Source organism: Pseudoalteromonas sp. APAL1, assembly GCF_021532475.1.
In the GTDB taxonomy this organism is placed as follows: domain Bacteria; phylum Pseudomonadota; class Gammaproteobacteria; order Enterobacterales; family Alteromonadaceae; genus Pseudoalteromonas; species Pseudoalteromonas lipolytica_C.
In genome coordinates this window covers 106516-126297 of record NZ_JAKGAW010000007.1, presented here as the reverse complement: position 1 = coordinate 126297, position 19782 = coordinate 106516, and the positions used below count along the sequence as shown (strand labels likewise).

General features: G+C 40.8%; 17 protein-coding genes. 13 read left to right on the top strand and 4 right to left on the bottom strand.

What is annotated here, in order from left to right:
• Both ppk1 and L1264_RS05510 read right to left on the bottom strand, forming a co-directional pair.
• Positions 1-1957, bottom strand: a 1957-nt coding sequence (gene ppk1, locus L1264_RS05515; protein ID WP_235403759.1) for a polyphosphate kinase 1, incomplete at its 3' end; no start/stop codon positions are given.
• A 149-nt stretch (positions 1958-2106) separates the two neighbouring features.
• Positions 2107-2613, bottom strand: coding sequence for a glycine cleavage system protein R (locus tag L1264_RS05510; RefSeq protein WP_135923305.1), 507 nt, complete (start codon positions 2611-2613; stop codon positions 2107-2109).
• A gap of 344 nt (positions 2614-2957) precedes the next feature.
• Here L1264_RS05510 and L1264_RS05505 point away from each other — a divergent pair, with 344 nt between their 5' ends.
• The 10 genes from L1264_RS05505 (at position 2958) to L1264_RS05460 (ending at position 13937) form a co-directional block, all read left to right on the top strand.
• Positions 2958-5192 carry an ABC transporter permease subunit gene (locus L1264_RS05505; protein WP_135923306.1) on the top strand — a complete coding sequence of 745 codons (2235 nt, stop codon included), beginning with the start codon at positions 2958-2960 and terminating at the stop codon, positions 5190-5192.
• 15 nt (positions 5193-5207) lie between these two features.
• Positions 5208-6857 (top strand): phosphate ABC transporter permease PstA, encoded by a 1650-nt coding sequence (gene pstA, locus L1264_RS05500; RefSeq protein ID WP_135923307.1) that lies wholly within the window; start codon positions 5208-5210, stop codon positions 6855-6857.
• A gap of 26 nt (positions 6858-6883) precedes the next feature.
• The gene (pstB, locus tag L1264_RS05495) at positions 6884-7711 is read left to right on the top strand and encodes a phosphate ABC transporter ATP-binding protein PstB (RefSeq protein ID WP_135923308.1); all 828 of its coding nucleotides are present in this window, start codon (positions 6884-6886) and stop codon (positions 7709-7711) included.
• Positions 7712-7758: 47 nt separating this feature from the next.
• Positions 7759-8460, top strand: coding sequence for a phosphate signaling complex protein PhoU (gene phoU / locus L1264_RS05490; RefSeq protein ID WP_054552476.1), 702 nt, complete (start codon positions 7759-7761; stop codon positions 8458-8460).
• 150 nt (positions 8461-8610) lie between these two features.
• Positions 8611-9288: a TIGR00153 family protein gene (locus tag L1264_RS05485; protein ID WP_135923309.1), complete on the top strand. Its 678-nt coding sequence runs from the start codon at positions 8611-8613 to the stop codon at positions 9286-9288.
• 41 nt (positions 9289-9329) lie between these two features.
• Positions 9330-10598 (top strand): inorganic phosphate transporter, encoded by a 1269-nt coding sequence (locus L1264_RS05480; RefSeq protein ID WP_135923310.1) that lies wholly within the window; start codon positions 9330-9332, stop codon positions 10596-10598.
• Between the two features lie 249 nt (positions 10599-10847).
• Positions 10848-11774 (top strand): hydrogen peroxide-inducible genes activator, encoded by a 927-nt coding sequence (locus L1264_RS05475; protein WP_235403758.1) that lies wholly within the window; start codon positions 10848-10850, stop codon positions 11772-11774.
• Positions 11775-11892: 118 nt separating this feature from the next.
• Entirely contained in the window at positions 11893-12435 is a 543-nt protein-coding gene (locus L1264_RS05470; protein ID WP_135923312.1) for an RNA polymerase sigma factor, read from the top strand.
• Positions 12428-13027 carry a hypothetical protein gene (locus L1264_RS05465; RefSeq protein WP_235403757.1) on the top strand — a complete coding sequence of 200 codons (600 nt, stop codon included), beginning with the start codon at positions 12428-12430 and terminating at the stop codon, positions 13025-13027. Before L1264_RS05470 ends, L1264_RS05465 begins: the two co-directional genes overlap by 8 nt.
• 1 nt (position 13028) lies before the next feature.
• The gene (locus L1264_RS05460) at positions 13029-13937 is read left to right on the top strand and encodes a hypothetical protein (RefSeq protein WP_199527657.1); all 909 of its coding nucleotides are present in this window, start codon (positions 13029-13031) and stop codon (positions 13935-13937) included.
• Positions 13938-13966: 29 nt separating this feature from the next.
• Here the strand turns inward: L1264_RS05460 and L1264_RS05455 are convergent, their stop codons facing one another.
• Entirely contained in the window at positions 13967-14170 is a 204-nt protein-coding gene (locus L1264_RS05455; RefSeq protein ID WP_135923315.1) for a hypothetical protein, read from the bottom strand.
• A 233-nt stretch (positions 14171-14403) separates the two neighbouring features.
• Complete coding sequence (locus L1264_RS05450) at positions 14404-16914, bottom strand: two-component system response regulator (protein ID WP_135923316.1); 2511 nt, start codon at positions 16912-16914, stop codon at positions 14404-14406.
• A gap of 169 nt (positions 16915-17083) precedes the next feature.
• Here L1264_RS05450 and queA point away from each other — a divergent pair, with 169 nt between their 5' ends.
• The 3 genes from queA (at position 17084) to yajC (ending at position 19761) form a co-directional block, all read left to right on the top strand.
• Positions 17084-18115, top strand: coding sequence for a tRNA preQ1(34) S-adenosylmethionine ribosyltransferase-isomerase QueA (gene queA / locus L1264_RS05445; protein ID WP_235403756.1), 1032 nt, complete (start codon positions 17084-17086; stop codon positions 18113-18115).
• A gap of 150 nt (positions 18116-18265) precedes the next feature.
• Positions 18266-19393, top strand: coding sequence for a tRNA guanosine(34) transglycosylase Tgt (tgt, locus tag L1264_RS05440; protein ID WP_058583935.1), 1128 nt, complete (start codon positions 18266-18268; stop codon positions 19391-19393).
• A 29-nt stretch (positions 19394-19422) separates the two neighbouring features.
• Entirely contained in the window at positions 19423-19761 is a 339-nt protein-coding gene (gene yajC / locus L1264_RS05435; RefSeq protein ID WP_036973302.1) for a preprotein translocase subunit YajC, read from the top strand.
• Positions 19762-19782: the final 21 nt, after the last annotated feature.

Here is a 19782-nt window from a genome sequence, read left to right as displayed (position 1 = left end):
CTTTTGTTCTATCTTTAAACTGTAGCTCAAGAATATCAATTATGAGCTGCTTTAATTTTTCATCATAAATGGGTGTAGCTACTTCTACACGGTGATCTAGATTCCGGGTCATCCAGTCTGCTGATGAAATATACACTTTTTCGTCACCATTATTGTGAAACACCATAACCCGAGGGTGCTCTAAAAAGCGGTCAACAATACTAATAATACGAATATTATCGTTAACGACAGAGGGCACTAACGAACACATGCCACGCACAATAATACGAATTTTTACACCGCGTCTTGCTGCAAAATAGAGATGGTCAACCAGCTCTTTATCAACAAGATTATTTATTTTTAGCGTAATTCGACCAGCTTTTCCGTATTCTACGTTGGTAATCTCATTATCTATCAAGGAGGTAATAGTTTGTCTTGCGTTGACTGGTGAAATCATTAAGTGATCAAATTGAAATGGCTTATAGCTGCTTTCGATAAACTTAAACACACTATCGCACTCTTCACTAATACCTTCATGCCTAGTAAATAAACTAAAGTCAGTGTAGATTTTGGCGGTTTTTTCATGGAAGTTACCCGTGCCAATATGGGCGTACTTCACTATGTTGTTTTTTTCTTTACGGTGAATAACGCATAGTTTGCTGTGCACTTTTAGTGCAGGAATACCAAAAATAACTTTAACACCCGCATTACTCAGGGTTTTTGCCCATTCAATATTGTTTTGTTCATCAAAGCGCGCTTTCAGCTCAACCATTACAGTTACGTGTTTGCCATTTTTGGCGGCATTAATAAGCGTAGAAACCAAGCGAGACTGACTCGCAACGCGATAAATATTGACCTTAATTTGGGTTACATCTGGGTCAAACGCCGCTTGGCGTACAAACTCAAGTAAGTGGTTAAAGGTGTGGTAGGGGTAATACAGTAAAATATCTTGCTCTGAAATGGCATCAAACACACTTGAGTGATTATTAAAAGCAGTGCTTTGTAATGCAGGCAGTGGTTTGTTTTCTAAGTACTGACGGCCAACATTCGGAAAAGCAATAAAATCGCGGAAATTACGGTAACGACCACCTGGGATCAGCGCATCATGTTGGCTTATATTAAGGCGCTTTTTCATCACTTTAAGCATTTCAGCAGGCATGCTCTCGTCATAAACAAGGCGCACAGGCTCTGCAGAAATACGTTGTTTTAGACCTTTTGACATTTTATCGAGCAAGCCTTCTTCAAGCTCGTCATCTAAGTTGTATTCGGCATCACGGGTCAATTTGATGGCATAACATTGAATATCATCAAAGCTAAAAAAGCTGCTAAACACATCGCGAATAAAGTAGGCGATAATGTCATCAAGCATCACAATGGTTTTGTGACGGCGCGTTTTCTCTGGTGGTAAAATAACAAAACGAGATACGCGGTCGGTTGGTACTTCCATCATGGCATAATGACTTTTTTGGTTGGTCATCTCGACAAACAAATAGGTCATGGTGTCGTTGATTTGATCTGAGTAGTCTTTCTTTTCAGAGAGTAAAATCGGCAATATGTGTTGCAGCACATTGTCGTGGAAGAATTTTTTCAGCCAACTCAAGTGAAATTCAGATAGCTCCTCAGGTAACTCAACGTGAATATTGTGCTCGTTTAAGTCATTTAAAATGTCTTTATGAATTTGGTTAAACTTTTTACCAAGCTGCAGCACCTTACTTTGGATCTGATGAAGTAGTATTTCGTCTTCTTCAAAGTTCGCATCAGGAATTTTATTAAGTAATATTCGGCGTTTAACATCGGCAACACGGACACGGAAAAACTCATCCATGTTGTTTGAGTAAATACCTAAAAAGCGCATGCGCTCAATAATCGGGTTAGATTTATCTTTAGCTTCTTGCAGCACGCGTTCATTAAAAGACAGCCAACTTAGCTCTTTGGCAAAGTAATTAACGGCTTGAGAAGAAGAATGTGATGCGTTCATCTGGTTTTCCAACGTTTATAGCTAGTTAGAATATAGAGGATGCAGATGACGTTTATATGACGTATTTATCACTTTTATGACATACATGTCAGTTATGTGACATGTATGTCGTTAATTTAAAGCATAGTTTAAGCTTAAATACTTGCTTGTTATGCGTCCTCAATATCAACAATTAAGTCTGTGGTAATAGATTCAAGCGCACTGATCACTTCGTCTTTGCTCATACCAACGGGCAGGGCAACGGTTGCAACGGCACTGAATATAGGTACTCCCCAGTTAGGTGCACTTTGTTGTTTTGAATTAAGGTGAGTGATATTTGCTCCTTTGTGACGAATAACACTGGCAAGCTCTTGGACAATGCCGGGTCTATCATTACCGGTGATCACAAAGTTAATTTGTTCAGATTTAACCTCTTCGAGTGTTTCTGAACCACGCTCAATTCTCACCTCTAGATGAGGAAGGCTATGTAGAGCATCTTGCAATTCTTGTAAGTGTTCTTCAGGAACAGCAGCTTCTATAATGCCCGCAAAATGACCGGCTAGGTGGCTTAAGTTACTCCCTAACCAATTGCCATTATGGTTTAAAATTGTTGCTGATAGATCTTCAACTAGGCCAGGCTTATCTGGCCCTAAAATAGTAATTACTAACTGCTTCATACTTAAGTCTCTTAAAAAAGCCTCTGTAAAATGCAATGAAAAGAGGAGGCGTTGGTTGATGATAATTTTTATTTTGGGAAAAATAACACTTATTCAGTATTGTTGCAGATTTATTGTTTGTCCAATATTTTCCATATAGTAATAAAAAATTAGTTATAACAAATCGTTAGCCCATTGTATGTTAGTGACTCATAACTCTAAAACAATATTCATTTCGCTTATATTTACAGGCTAAAAACAACACCCAAGCATGCAGTTTATTACACTGAAATATGACGGTTGTAACATTACTGTCATCTTCGTGAAATATAATCCGCGCAACGTTAAGATTTAAGGGTGTTTTGATGACTTCCAATCCGAATAAACCGACCTTTCATACGGATAGAAGCCGTCTATTTAAAGACCGGTTTGCCGAGTGGGGTATTTCCGCAGGCGGTGTAATGGTGCTTATCGCACTGCTACTGATATTCTTTTACCTTCTATATGTTGTTCAACCTATTTTTGAGTCAGCAAAAGTTGAAACACGTAACAGTGTAAAACTAGATAATGCCTCAGAAATTGTTGGTCTAGGTATTGAAGAGCAAACTGAAGTGGCTTTTTTACTAGGTGAAAAAGGCAATGTCGACTTTTATAATGTCGAGAAAGCGCAGTTTGGTAAAAAGATCACCACTCTTAATACTGAATTACCAAGTGACGTGAGCAGCTTTGCACGCTCTGCACCATTTCAGAACCAATATGGCTATGGCCTAGAAAATGGCTCTGTGGTTATCGTGTCACCAAAGTTTTTAGTTACTTTCCCTAATAATGAACGCAAGCTAACCCCTCGCTTAGATTATCCGTTAGGTGATTTGGCGCTTGAAGTAGACGATCAAGGTGCGGCGATTACTAAGTTCGCATTTAGCCACTACGAAGATAAAACAGCCGTTGTTGCTTTAACCGCTGATAAGCGTGTTTTATTTAGTAGCTTTGTGGGTGAAGAAAATATGTTCACCGGCGAAGTTGAATGGGTTGTTGAGCGCACTGAGCTTGATATTGAAGGCCGCGTTGATGAGCTATTAATCTCACCTGACACAACGCGTACTTTTATTCGTTCTGCAAATCAGATTTATGTTTACGATACGCGTTATCCTTCTGAGGTTGAGCTAATTCAATTGCTTGCAGCAAACGAAGAAAACGCTAATCTTGTTTCAACGCAGCTGTTAGCCGGTGCTAACTCACTAATGCTTGCTAACGATAACGGCGAAGTATCGCAGTGGTTCGAAGTAAACACGGAAGATGGTCGCGAGTTTCAAAAAATCCGTGCATTCGAAACGACTAAACAATCTAAATTAAATATCTTCACAGAGTTTTATCGTCGAACTTTCTTTACCGCGGGTGCAAATGGTGAGCTAGGTATTTATTACACAACCAGTGAAGCAAAACTATGGCAAGGCAAAGTAAGCGAAGGTCCAATTCAAAATTTTGCAATTGCACCACGTTCTAATGCGGCACTTATTCTTGCTGATGATGCATTAAAAGTAATCGAAATTCATAACGAGCACCCTGAAGTAACCTGGTCTGCGTTATGGCAAGAAGTATGGTACGAGGGCTACCCAGAGCCGGCTTATATCTGGCAGTCAACGTCTGCGAGTGATGACTTTGAATCTAAATTCTCACTAGTACCAATTTCATTCGGTACGATTAAAGCTGCTATGTATGCGATGTTATTTGCAGTACCGATTGCACTTTCTGCGGCTATTTACACAGCTTACTTTATGTCGAGTGAACTACGTAAAGTGGTTAAGCCGACGGTAGAAATCATGGAAGCATTACCAACGGTAATCCTAGGTTTCTTGGCTGGTCTTTGGTTAGCGCCACTGATTGAAGAGCATTTACCAGCCATCGTCGGATTACTGGTGTTGCTGCCAATAGGTATTCTATTAACCGCATTTGGCTGGAACAAACTACCGGCGTCAATTCGTCACCGTGTTCCTGAAGGTTCGCATTCAATCTTACTTATTCCGGTGGTTATCTTTATTGGTTGGTTATCATTTGCGATGAGTAACTCAATTGAGCTTTGGATGTTCGATGGTAACGTTCGTCAGTACCTAACTAATGAATTAGGAATGACATTCGACCAACGTAACTCGTTAGTTGTTGGTATTGCAATGGGCTTTGCAGTTATTCCAACTATCTTCTCAATTGCGGAAGATGCGGTATTTAGTGTTCCTAAGCACTTATCAAATGGTTCATTAGCACTCGGTGCTACGCAGTGGCAAACATTGGTGCGTGTAGTATTACTAACAGCAAGCCCGGGTATCTTCTCAGCTGTGATGATGGGTCTAGGCCGTGCTGTGGGTGAAACAATGATTGTACTAATGGCAACAGGTAATACACCTATTATGGACTGGAGTATCTTCCAGGGTATGAGAACGCTTGCAGCGAATATCGCGGTAGAAATGCCAGAGTCTGAGGTAGGCAGCTCGCATTATCGCATTCTATTCTTAGCAGCATTTGTACTATTCATATTCACATTCGTTTTCAACACAGTGGCTGAGTTTGTTCGTCAGCAACTGCGTGAAAAATACAGTTCAATGTAGGTGGAGAGACACGACATGGTAAAGCAGTGGTTTAAGTCTGGTTCTCCTTGGATTTGGATGACCGGCGGTGCGGTAAGCATCAGTTTAATCTCGGTTCTTGGCTTATTAGCCATGATCGCTTGGAAAGGTTTAAGCTTTTTCTGGCCATCAGAAGTAGTGCAACTTGAGCTGCAGGGCTCAGTTGCTAAACAAACAGTGATCGGTGAAGTTTATGACCGTGAACTAGTTGCAAAATCACGTATTGAGGCGACGGGCGTTGATTTATCTCATTACGACAAAGAGCAGCTAGAGCGCTTACTAATCAAAACAGGTAACCGTGAGTACGTAGATCTCGATTTCCGTTGGGTATTAGAGACAGACATCACATCGCGTACTGCACCCGCTGAACTTGCGGTATTCGAGCGTAGCAAAAACGGTAACTTTTATGGTTATGTTGAGCAGGTTATTAAAGACGGTGAAGTTATTACAGATAACAAAATCGAGGTACTTTATGATCTTGTTGACCGTGCTGTTGACCTAAACGACCAAGCACTCGATTTACAAAATGGTGATATTGGTCATATCAACTATGAACTTGAGCGCTTGCGCTTAAAAGAAAAAGCGTATCAGCTTGATAACGAGTTGACGGATGAGCGTGTTGCTGAGCTAGCACAAACACGCGCTGAGCTACGTGCTGAATATGCCGTGCTAGAAAAACAGTTATTTGCACTTCGTAAAGAAGCAAAGCGTGACCAAGTAACGGTTAAAGACATGCGTGGTGAAGTGGTTACTTTACCTCTGTATCAAGTTCTTGATGTATGGTTCCCAAATGACATGGGCTTCTTTGCAAAGCTTGGTCATTACTTTGTACAGCTAGGTAAGTTTGTAGCGGATGACCCGCGTGAAGCAAATACTGAAGGGGGTGTATTCCCTGCAATTTTTGGTACTGTATTCATGGTATTACTGATGGCAGTGATTGTGACTCCATTTGGTGTTGTTGCAGCGATTTACTTACATGAATACGCAGCGAAAAATGCGATTACGAAGATGATCCGTATCGCGGTAATCAACCTTGCGGGTGTACCTTCAATTGTATACGGTGTATTTGGTCTAGGCTTCTTTGTATATATGCTAGGTGGCAGTATCGACCAATTGTTCTACCCAGAGTCGTCGCCAAGCCCAGTATTTGGTACACCTGGTGTGATTTGGTCAGCATTAACCTTGGCAATTTTAACCTTACCGGTTGTAATTGTTTCAACGGAAGAAGGTTTGTCACGTATTCCAAGTACTGTTCGTCATGGTTCACTGGCGCTTGGTGCAACAAAAGCAGAAACGCTATGGCGCATCATCATTCCGATGGCAAGCCCTGCGATTATGACTGGTTTAATCTTAGCGGTTGCGCGTGCAGCCGGTGAAGTAGCACCACTAATGCTTGTTGGTGTTGTTAAGATGGCACCAACACTGCCACTTGACGGTAACTTCCCATACGTACATTTAGATAGAAAATTTATGCACTTAGGTTTCCACATTTATGATGTTGGTTTCCAAAGCCCTAACGTAGAAGCGGCGCGTCCGCTGGTATATGCCACGGCATTCTTACTGGTATCAGTAATTATCGCCCTGAATATCACCGCGATTGGTATTCGTAACCACTTACGCGAAAAGTTTAGAGCTCTTGAGCATTAATACAGAATTTTTATAGGTAGACAGAGATGATTACAGTTGCACCACAAGTAAACCAAGCGAAAAGCGCGGCAAAGCTAGATTTAGAAAATCTAACAGCAGAACAAACAGCGTTAGAGATTAAAAACTTAGATCTATACTACGGTGATAAACAAGCGCTTAGCGGCGTAAATATGAACATCCCGAAAGGACAGGTAACGGCGTTTATCGGTCCATCTGGTTGTGGTAAATCAACACTTTTACGTTGTATCAACCGTATGAATGACCTAGTTGATAGCTGTCGTATCGATGGTGAGATCTTACTTCATGGTCACAACATCTATGATAAGAGCGTAGATGTTGCAGCATTACGAAGAAATGTTGGGATGGTGTTTCAGCGTCCTAATCCATTTCCAAAATCAATCTACGAAAATGTCGTTTATGGCCTACGCTTACAAGGTATTAAAGAAAAGCGTAAACTAGACGAAGTGGTTGAACAATCTTTACGTGGCGCAGCGTTATGGGATGAGGTTAAAGACCGTTTACACGATAGTGCATTTGGCCTATCGGGTGGTCAGCAACAGCGTCTTGTTATTGCTCGCTCAATTGCTATCGAGCCTGAAGTATTGCTTCTGGATGAGCCAACATCGGCACTTGATCCAATTTCTACTTTAGTTATCGAAGAGCTAATTAACGACTTAAAGAACAAGTTTACCGTGGTAATCGTTACTCACAACATGCAACAAGCTGCTCGTGTATCAGACCAAACTGCGTTCATGTACATGGGTGAGTTGATTGAGTATTCAGATACCAATACGTTATTTACAACACCAAGCAAGAAGAAAACAGAAGACTACATTACAGGCCGTTACGGTTAGTCAATAAAGTCACTTGGTACCGTAAACGAAATTTATAGAGGTAGACAATGGAACATAATATCAATAAACACATTTCGGGCCGCTTTAATGAAGAGCTTGAAAATGTGCGTAACCATGTATTAAACATGGGTGGCTTAGTTGAGCAACAGCTAAACAGTGCACTGGATGCTGTTAGCAATGGTGATGCGGATCTTGCACAAAAAGTTCGTGAAAACGACTATAAAGTAAATGCAATGGAAGTAAATATCGACGAAGAGTGCACACGCATTATTGCTCGTCGTCAGCCTGCTGCCAGTGACTTACGCCTTGTGATTGCAATCGCTAAAACAATTGCTGATTTAGAGCGTATTGGTGATGAAGCTGAGCGCATTGCTAAAGTAGCATTGGATTCGTTCACAAAAGATCAGCAAGATCTTTTGGTGAATATTGAAAATATGGGTCGTCAAGTATCGAAAATGCTTCATGATGTACTCGACGCTTTTGCACGTATGGACGTGCAATGTGCGTTTGAAGTGCACAAAGAAGATGCCAAAGTTGATCGTGAATACGAAGCAATTACACGTCAAATCATGACTTATATGATGGAAGATCCACGCTCAATCCCGAAAATTATGGATTTAGTGTGGTCAGTACGCTCATTAGAGCGTATTGGCGACCGTTGCCAAAATATTGCTGAATACATTATCTACTTTGTAAACGGTAAAGATATTCGTCATACATCTCAAGCAGATATAGAAAAGTCGCTGTAATTTTAACCGCTACTTTTCATTATTAAACCGAGCGGCCTTTGGCCGCTTTGTCTATTATTGGTGATGTAAGGCAGAAAAAGCGTTCACAATCGAACACAATGCTGTAAAATTCGCAGCTGCCAAAGCATACTAATTTATAAAGGGTCAGTTATGCCTACAAATGCATTTTTAGGGGTTTTTGCTAAATCACCTATTAAGCCTATGGAAGATCACATCAAGAAAGCACATCAAGCAAGTAAAGCGTTGATCCCTTTCTTTAATCACGTGTTTAAAGAAGAATGGCAAGAAGCGGAAGAAATCCGCCTAAACATTCGTAATTTAGAGCGTGAAGCTGATGAAATGAAACGTAACATCCGCCTTCAACTACCTCGTGGCTTATTCATGCCTGTTGAGCGTACCGATTTGCTTGAACTTGTTACTCAACAAGACAAGATTGCTAACAAAGCAAAAGATATTGCAGGTCGTGTAGTTGGTCGTGAGATGACTATTCCTGCAGAAATTCAAGAAGATTTCCTTGCTTATGTAACTCGTTGTGTTGATGCAACTAAACAAGCATCAAAAGCAATCAACGAGCTAGATGAGCTTCTTGAAACGGGCTTCAAAGGTCGCGAAGTGACTTTAGTTGAAAAGATGCTCGTTGAATTGGACGCAATTGAGCAAGACACGGATGACATGCAAATCAAAATACGCCGTCAATTGCGCGCTATAGAAAATGAACTTAACCCAATCGACGTAATGTTCTTATACAAGATCATTGAATGGGTTGGCGAGCTGGCTGATATTGCTGAGCGCGTAGGTTCTCGTCTTGAGCTGATGTTAGCTCGTTAATTAAAAATCAGTTCAAATTCGAAAAATTAAAGGTTCACACAATGGATATCATTGCAAATTACGGCACGTTACTCGTTTTAACTGCCGCCGCAGTCGGTTTCTTCATGGCTTATGGTATTGGTGCAAATGACGTTGCCAATGCGATGGGTACATCTGTAGGCTCAAAAGCACTTACAATTAAACAAGCAATCATCATTGCGATGGTGTTTGAATTCGCTGGTGCATACCTTGCCGGTGGTGAGGTTACATCTACAATTCGTAAAGGGATTATAGATGCCGCGCCATTTACGGACATACCAGAACTTATGATACTTGGTATGATTGCCGCGCTATTCGCTGCTGGTAGCTGGTTATTAATTGCCTCTTTCTTGGGCTGGCCAGTATCTACGACTCACTCAATCATCGGTGCCATCATTGGTTTCGCATTGGTTGCTGTAGGTAGCGAAGCAATTCAATGGAACAAGGTAATGGGCATTGTAGGTAGCTGGATTGTTACCCCTGCTATTTCTGGTTTTATTGCTTATTTGATTTTCATGAGTGCGCAAAAGCTAATTTTTGACACTGATGCACCACTTAAAAATGCTAAGCGTTTCGTACCTGTATACATGGGTCTAGCTGGCTTCATCATGTCGCTTGTAACCATCAAGAAAGGCTTGAAGCACATTGGTATTAACTTAGGTGCTGTTGAAGGTTATGCGCTTTCTATCGCAATTGCAGTGGTTGTTGCAATCATTGGTAAGTTCGCAATTTCACGCCTTAAAATTGATCCTAAAGCTGACAAAAAAATGCAATTCAACAACGTTGAGAAAGTGTTCGCAGTACTGATGGTACTAACAGCATGTTGTATGGCATTCGCACATGGTTCAAACGACGTTGCTAACGCAATTGGTCCACTAGCTGCTGTTGTAAACATTGTTGAGCACAACGGTGAAATCGCTAAGAAAGCGGCTATCGCATGGTGGATTTTACCACTGGGTGGTTTCGGTATTGTTGCTGGTCTTGCTATTTTAGGTAAGAAAGTAATCAAAACAATCGGTGAAGGTATCACACACTTAACACCTAGCCGCGGTTTTGCTGCTGAGCTTGCAGCTGCTTCTACTGTTGTTATCGCATCAGGTACTGGCTTACCTATCTCTACTACACAAACACTTGTGGGTGCAGTATTAGGTGTTGGTATGGCACGTGGTATTGCGGCACTTAACATGGGTGTAGTAAGAAACATTGTAGTTTCTTGGGTAATTACATTGCCAGTTGGCGCAGCCCTTGCTATTGTTATTTTCTACGTACTGAGAACTGCCTTCGGGGTTTAAAAAAAGTACTAACAGACTTTTAGCTTGAAAAGATCTCAATGCCTTAGGTATTGGGGTCTTTTTATTTGCAGGTAGTAATATCAATCCGCAATAATATTTAATCATTTTGAAGGATAAACCTGTCGCTATCTGCGTTAAAGATTTCTCATTAAGAGCAACTTAATAGCGAAATTTTTGCCTTGTTATTAACGAGGTTTTATTGCCTCAAAATAGATCACTTAATTAAGCGATTTGGTATAAAAACAGAATATGAATAACTTACCAAGTATAAAACAGCTACAGTATTTATTAGCAGTCCATCAGCATCAACACTTTGGCCGCGCAGCCAGCGCCTGTTTTATTGGCCAATCTACATTAAGTAGTGCAATTCAAAACTTAGAAGAAACGTTAGGTTGTCAGCTTATTGAGCGTGAAAATCGCAGTTTAATGTTTACTGCTATCGGTGAAGAAGTCGTAGAGAAAGCTCGTAAAATTATAGACGATACCTTAAGCCTAAAAGAGCTAACAAAAAGCTTTTTGACACCGTTAAGCGGTACGCTCACCCTTGGCGTGATCCCAACGATTGCCAGCTTTATTGCTGCGCCTTTATATCATTTCTGCAAACAAACTTTTACTGAGTTAGAGTTAGTCTTAGTTGAAGATACCAGTGATAAGCTACTCGATAAATTAGAGCATGGCCAAATTGATATGGCATTGCTTGCATTGCCGTATGATACTGACAAATTCCATACTCAAGTGCTTGCAAAAGATCACTTTAGTTTGGTGCATCACAAAGACTATACGCATGCAGCTGGGGTGGAAGATTTTAATCTACTACCGGATGCCAGCGTGTTTTTACTAGAGCGTGAGCATTGTATGACTGGCCATGCGCTAAGTGCCTGCCACTTGAACCGTTCAAGTTGTATTAATCCATTTGAAGCGGCAAGCTTACATACTTTGTTAAGTATGGTTGAGCACCAGCTAGGTGTGACTTTCTTACCGCAAATGGCTATTAATGCCGGCATTTTAGACAAGAAAGAAATGGTTGCTACGCCATCCCAGAGCGATGCGTACCGTGATATTGGTATTGTATGGCGTAAAACCACAGGCCGGATCAGAGACTTTAGGCTGTTTAGTCAGCAGTTAGAGCTGTTTCTTAATAGGCAATGTAGCTTAGATGGTCAGTGTAACGAATAATAAAAAACCCCAAATAAAAAATTTGGGGTTTTTTGTTATTTAAACAAACTATTTTTTTCCTTCCCTCGACTAACATAATAACAAAACCATTAAAGGCAGATCAGATGACGAGGCTAGCGTGTTTTTTCAATCACTTGAAACATTAATTGCCAAAGCGCAACAGGGCAATAAACGGGCGTGGTTGAAATTAGTCAAGCAGCACGAAACACAGGTATATAACTATTGCCTAAGGATGTTAAGCCATCCCGATGATGCAATGGATTTGATGCAAGAAGTGTTTATTTCTGTGTATAAAAGCTTACCGAGCTTTCGTGGTGAATCGAGCTTTAATACTTGGCTCTATCAAATAGTGCATCGGCGTAGTGTCGAATATTATCGTCGCCGTAAATTGCATCAAAGTTTGGATTCTGCGCCAGAAGAAAGCTGTGAGCGTAGCGAGTTAGAAACGAATCAACTGCAATCCGAGCAGCATCATGAACTAAAAGAAATGATGAATAATTTACCCTGGGAGCAGCGTTTAGTGGTGGAGTTAAAGTTTTTTCAGCACTGTACATTTGAAGAGATAGCTGAGCAATTAGGCATTTCGACCAATACAGCTAAATCAAGACTATACAGTGCGCTTGGCAAATTAAAAGTGCATTTGGAGGCCGTAGATGGCTAATTTAGATTCATTATTTACCGCATGGTTAGAAGGTGAGAGCTTAACTGATGAGCAAATAGCCTTGCTGCAAGCTAATGCTGAGTATGCATTAATGATGAACAATGCGATGCAGTGGCAACAACAAAGTAAAGACTATGAAACGGTGCCAGTACCAAACTGGGACAGAGAATCAAGTATGCCGAAAGTGCAAAAAGCTAACGTATTTTTTGGCTCTGGTATGTGGGCAATGGCGGCATCAATTGCGTTTTGTGCGTGGCTTTTTGTTAGTAATCCGCAGCAACAAAACCAGCAATTACTTGAGCAAGTCGCTAATCAAACCAACTTATTAGAGTCACAACAAAAGCAAATTGATCAGCTGCAAAACATTCTTACAGCACAAAATGAAGTGCAACAGCAGCAGATGTACCAGCTGGCTAAAGAAGTGATTAAAACTGGGCGAGTAGAGCGTCAAGAAGATATTGCTAGCGTGCTTGCCTATATCAAAACGCAGCGCGCTCAAGACCAAGCGTACTTACGTATGCAGTTAAATGATTTAGCAGAGCAAGTGGACGGCCGATCTATGCCAACCGTTGCCAACAACTTGGAGTATTAAGATGTCAAAATACACATTAACCTCAGCTGCCTTATTGCTTTGCTCAGCCGTAAGCGTGCAAGCACAAGCAAACGATGAACTAGATAAAATTCAGCGAGAAGTCGGGATCATGGAAAAAATCCTCACCGCAGCTTTAAAACAAGATACCGATAACAAGGTAAGAAATGTATCTTCAAGCTATCTACAACACCAAGGCGTGGTATTTAGCTTTGATGTACGAGGCAGTTCACGGTGGTCTTCGGTGTTTGCGTCTGTACCTGACGCGCCTCTTCCACCATTGCCAGATATCGACTTTGAAGAACTGGCTGAAATTGAGGTGTTAGGTGATCATGTGCAAGTAATAAGCGATGCCGTGGTTGTGAAAACGCAAGAAGCCTACCAGCAAGCAATGGAAGTGATGCGTGAAAGTGCTGAGCGAGTGCGTGATGTTGCTGAACAAGAGCGAGATATAAGCCGTGAAATTCGTGATCTTGAACGTGAAAAACGTGATTTGGAGTTTGACCGTCGTCACGACAAAGACGCCAAAGATCAAGAGCTCGAACAACGTAAAAAAGAGCTACAAACAGCAATCAAAGAACTTGAAAAGCAGCAGCAAAAATTATCGCAAAAACAGCAAGTAATGCGTAAAGAGTTAGCAGAAAAAAAACAAGCACGGGTGAAAGAGCAGCAGCAACAATTAGCTGAGCTTGTACAAAAGGTAAATAACAGCTTATCGCTTACCTTATGTGATTATGGTAGTGGCTTAAGAAACTTACCAAACGATGAGCATGTTAGTTTTGTCATTCGTGGTATTAGCGAAGATAAAAGTGAACAGGTTAAAGTGTTTAAAAAGTCAGATATTAAAAAGTGTGTGCAAGGTGATATAAAAGCCACACAACTGCTTGAAAAGGCATCAAGCTATAATTTTTAGCTTGGCTAGCTCCCCAACTAAAAAGCAGCCTAGAGAGGCTGCTTTTCATTCATTGAAAAAGGTTTCAAGTCGGGTAAAAACAATAAGTAAACCCATACGACTAAATTAAAATACGGCACGAGACCTAAGCCTGTAAATATCTTTACCGGATACCCCTTGAAGGTTGCATTACGGTAACATTGATACGCTATCCCTAAATTTACGAACAGCAACAAAACGATTAGTTGTGTCATCACTTTTCTCCTTTATACCGTTAATACATGAACTTATTAATATTAAGTTATTTTCAGTATGTATAATGTAATTGGTAATGTCATGTATTTTTTAAGTAATCACTATAAAAATACGACATTAGTTCCTGCTGTGGATTTAAGTATAGATGAGTATCGTGACTTTGGAAGTACTAAAAATAGGTAAAAAGTAGCAAAAATGCCGTTTTTTTTCACTTTATAATGCTAGCTAATTGTTAGTTAAATAAATTATTTTCAGATATTTTTTTTAGTTCAGCAGAAATTTTTTCAACCGGTACTGGGCGGGCGATAAAGAAGCCTTGTCCGTAATCAATTCCAATTTCTTTTAATGCTAAAAATATTTCTTTATTTTCAACATACTCAGCAACAGAACGCTTATCAAGCGAACGACTAATATCGTTAATGGCTTTAACTAAAGCAAGATCGATAGGATCATTTAGCATGTCGCGAACGAATGAACCATCGATCTTCACATGTTGTGCTGGTAATTGTTTTAGATAATTGAACGTGCTAAATCCAGTGCCAAAATCATCAATCGAAAAGTGACAGCCCAAGCCGTTTAAACGCTCTATCATCGCACGGGTTGCTGTCAGGTTTTTGATGCTTGCCGACTCAGTTATTTCAAAAATTATGCGGCTCGGTGCCACTTCATACTCTTCTAAGCTTGATTCAATATGCGGAAGCAAACGCTCATCTAAGAATGATTGCGCCGATAAATTGATAGCAATTTGATTAAGCTCTGGATGCTTTGCAACACTTTGAATAGCATTTCGAATAACACATTGGTCCATCAAAAATGTGTCATTTAATAACTCTAATGCAGGGATAAACTGGTTCGGGTAAATTAGCTCATCATTTAATTTCAAGCGCAGTAATGTTTCAAAGTAAGCAACATGATTACGTTTAAAATCCCAGATTGGCTGATAATGAAGCTCGATGGCATTTTGCTGAAGAGCCTGACGAATACTATGTCCCCACTCTAAACCAACTTGTAGGCTATTGTGGTTACTGTCTTCTTTGGAATAACAATGAACTAAGTTTCGGCCCAAACTTTTTGCCACATAAAGCGCGATATCTGCTTGTTTTAAGCATTCGCTGGGATCATTATTCTGTGCTGTAATTTGTGTCAAACCAATAGAGCAGCTAATTGAGTATATTTGCCCTTCAGAGTGAAATTGGTGTTTTTCAATAGCAACGCAAATGCTCTCAGCAACTAAGTGTGCATCAAGTAAGTTGGTATTTTTTAAGATAACAGCAAATTCATCACCGCCAATACGACAAATCAAATGCTCTTCGCTTATGTTAGCGGTAAATAGCTGGGCAACCTCTTTTAAGACAATATCGCCTTGTTGATGGCCTTTACTGTCGTTAATAATCTTAAAGTGGTCTAAATCGATATAAATAAGTGCGTGCTCAATATCGTCATTAGTGTATTTCTCTTGGCAAATACGCTGTAATTGTTGGTCAAAGTAATAACGATTGTGCAGCTCTGTGAGTGTATCGTGTAAAGCTAAATGGCGAAGCTGAAGTTCAGCTTGTTTTCGTTCATGAATATTATCAATGGTTGCAGTGATCGTAGCCGAGTTTTGACTATTTTTAATCAGTTGTAAGCGGCACTCGACCCAAATTGCATTGCCATTTTTGTGTTTAAGTTGTATTTCAACTTGTTGTTGTTGCTCGCCACCATGCAAAATACTTTGAATTGTATTTTGTAACTTGGTTTGACACTCTGGAAGACAGAAATCTGTGAGTGACTTTGATAAGCTTGATTTTATGCCATAACCAGTAAGACTTTCCCAAGCAGGATTAATGAAGCGAATATTTCCGTGCTGATCAAATTCAAGAACAACCGTATTAAGGTGCAATAAAATTCGTTGGTGCGCTGAAAACAGTTCTTTGTAGCGACTTTGGCTTTGGCTTAGCTGTTCGACCTTTTGCGCAAACTCAGCATAGCTAACCATAAAATCTTCGCGTCGGGCAGCATGATCGCACACCTTACTTAACAGTGATTGATCATAAGGTGCACGGATAAAGTCAGTCACACCCGATAATAATAACTGTTCAGCGTAGTCAGCATCATTATTATCAATAATGGTTACGATTGCTTGTTTTGGATTATGTTGCAAAATTTCGCTGATGAGTCCAGCTGCAGTATCAGAATGTGACTCAGTGGCATCAATCAAAACAATCGCAAACTTATGCTGTAAGTATGTTGCAAGCGTCGCTTTAGTTGAGGTGGTATGCGTTACCGCAAAGCTAAGTTTTAGTTGTTTGCTTATATCTTGTGCTTTGCGGCTGTCTGTTTCGAGTAGCAGTAAATTTAGGCGACTACTTTTTTCTAAATGGGTTGAAAGTACATTGGCAAGTACTTGCGGTAACATATCTTGGCGTTCGAATGGCAATACGGCATCAATACCGTAGCTTCGCGCAGTGGTTTCGGCAATGCGTTCGCAGTATATAGGAGGTGTTAATAAGATAGGCGTGTTTTTAGGTGTTTTTAACAATCCAGAGCGGATCATACGTGAAAAGCGCCAGCCATCAATTTTACCAACCTCAAGGCCAGTAATAATAATGTCCACCGGGTGACTTTTGAGTATTTTTAACGCGTCCTGAGAGTCGCTTGCTTCGATAAACTGAAATACATTTAGTTTATTGAGCGTAGACTTTACCGTCTCACGTTCTGCAACGCTAGCGTTCAAAATTAGCAGTTTTAACTGCTTTGCCATGGCGCTACTACCTCTTAACGAACCCATGTTTAGTGAATAAGCTAGAATAATGACATTTTGCCTAATCTACAAGCAAACTTTACCTAAAAGCGGTTATTTGGCCTTTGCTTGAGGTAGTGGGCGTATCAGAGTAAACTTGGCGCGTTTTTATTAATGAGAGATATGCTCCATGCGCGTAGCTGATTTTAGCTTTGACCTTCCAGATGAATTAATTGCTCGTTTTCCTAAAGCAGATCGAACTAGCAGCCGTTTGCTGACCCTTGATGGCCCATCAGGGAAAGTGGAACATAAAGTGTTTAGTGATATTTTATCACTTGTTAATGAAAATGATTTACTCGTTTTCAACAATACTAAAGTAATTCCTGCACGTATGTTCGGGCAAAAAGAGTCGGGTGGCAAACTTGAAGTATTAGTTGAGCGTGTGCTTGACGAACATCGGGTACTTGCCCATGTTCGAGCAAGTAAATCACCAAAACCTGGCTCAAAAATTATTCTTGAAGGTAAAGCCGAAGCTATCATGGTTGCACGTCATGGCGAGCTTTTTGAGCTTGAATTTGCCAAAGACGAAAATGTATTAGATATCTTAAATGACATTGGTCACATGCCTTTGCCACCTTACATTGACCGTCCTGATAACGAAGCAGACCGCGAGCGCTACCAAACTGTTTATGGTGAAAAACCAGGTGCTGTTGCAGCGCCAACGGCAGGCCTGCACTTTGATGACAAGTTAATGATGGCATTAAAAGACAAAGGTATAAACATGGCGTTTGTGACTTTGCATGTAGGTGCGGGGACATTTCAGCCTGTGCGTGTTGACTCAGTTGATGAGCATGTCATGCACTCAGAGTACATCGAAGTACCTGATGATGTGGTTAAAGCGGTAGCCGAAACGAAAGCAAAAGGTGGTCGCGTAATAGCCGTAGGGACTACCTCAGTTCGCTCGTTAGAATCTGCTGCTAAAGTGCACGGCGGCAAACTTGATACCTACTTTGGTGATACCGATATCTTCATCTACCCGGGTTATCAGTTCAACGTGGTTGATGCTATGGTGACAAATTTCCACTTACCAGAATCAACCTTGATCATGTTAGTCAGTGCGTTTGCTGGCCAAGAAAACATCATGGGTGCCTACCATACCGCAATAGAGCAAAAATATCGTTTCTTTAGTTATGGCGATGCCATGTTCTTAACACGAAAATAACGACAGTTTAGATTTTAAAAAGCCCAGTTTTTTAACTGGGCTTTTTATTTTCGAATTTAGCCCAATTAATAGTAATAAAGCTGCAAACAGGGTAGAATCGAGCGGTTAAATTATAGCTTGTTGGACTGTTTTTCCGACACTGAGGATAATATGAAATTTGAATTAGACCGCACTGACGGTAAAGCGCGCCGTGGCCGCTTGATTTTTGAACGTGGTGTTGTAGAAACGCCAGCATTTATGCCTGTAGGCACATACGGCACCGTTAAAGGTATGACGCCGGACGAAGTGAAAGATACTGGCGCGCAAATTTGCCTAGGTAATACTTTTCACTTAATGCTGCGCCCTGGTACAGAAATCATTAAGCAACACGGTGACTTACACGACTTTATGAATTGGGATCGCCCAATTCTTACTGACTCAGGCGGTTTCCAAGTATTCAGCTTAGGCGCAATGCGTAAAATCACTGAAGAAGGCGTGATGTTCAGCTCACCAGTTAATGGTGAAAAGATCATGCTTTCACCAGAAAAAGCGATGCAAGTTCAGCGCGATTTAGGCTCTGACATCGTGATGATTTTTGACGAATGTACGCCATACCCAGCGACTGAAAAAGAAGCAAAAGATTCTATGGAGTTATCACTTCGTTGGGCTAAACGCTCAAAAGAAGGTCATGGCGATAACCCTGCAGCGCTATTTGGTATTATCCAAGGTGGCATGTACCCTGAGCTTCGTGCACAATCACAAAAAGGCCTAGAAGAAATTGGCTTTGATGGTTATGCATTAGGTGGTTTATCGGTGGGTGAGCCGAAAAACGAGATGATCAATATCCTTGATCACTGTGCTTACAAAATGCCGGAAGACAAGCCTCGTTACTTAATGGGGGTTGGTAAACCAGAAGACTTAGTTGAAGCGGTTCGCCGTGGTATCGATATGTTTGACTGTGTAATGCCTACACGTAATGCCCGTAATGGTCACTTATTTGTAACGGGTGGCATTGTTAAAATCCGTAATGCAGTACATAAAACAGACACGGGCCCACTGGATCCTGAGTGTGATTGTCATACGTGTAAAAACTATTCACGTGCATACTTGCATCATCTTGATAAATGTAATGAAATCTTAGGCGCACGTCTAAACACGATTCATAACTTACGTTATTATCAACGCGTGATGGAAGGCTTACGTAATGCCATCAGTAATGGCAAACTAGACGAATTTGTTGCAGATTTTTATGCACGCCGCGGCCAAGAAGTGCCAGAGCTTGCAGATACATCAGATTAAATTTTTAGAAAAATTAAAGAGGAAGTGAAATGAGTTTATTCATCTCAAACGCCCACGCAAGTGCGGCAGGTGCAGCACCAGCAGGTGGTGGCATGGAAATGCTAATCATGTTGGGTATTTTCGGTTTGGTATTTTATTTCTTAATTTACCGCCCTCAAGCCAAACGTGTAAAAGAGCATAAAGCCCTGATGAGCGCAATGGCAAAAGGCGACGAAGTACTAACGCAAGGTGGTTTAGTAGGTAAGATCGCTAAAATCGCTGATGACAAAGACTTCATCGTGATTTCATTAAACGACCAAGCAGAAGTAACAGTACAAAAATCAGCTGTTTCTGCAGTATTGCCAAAAGGCACTATGAAGTCGCTATAACAATAAAAATAAGGACTCACA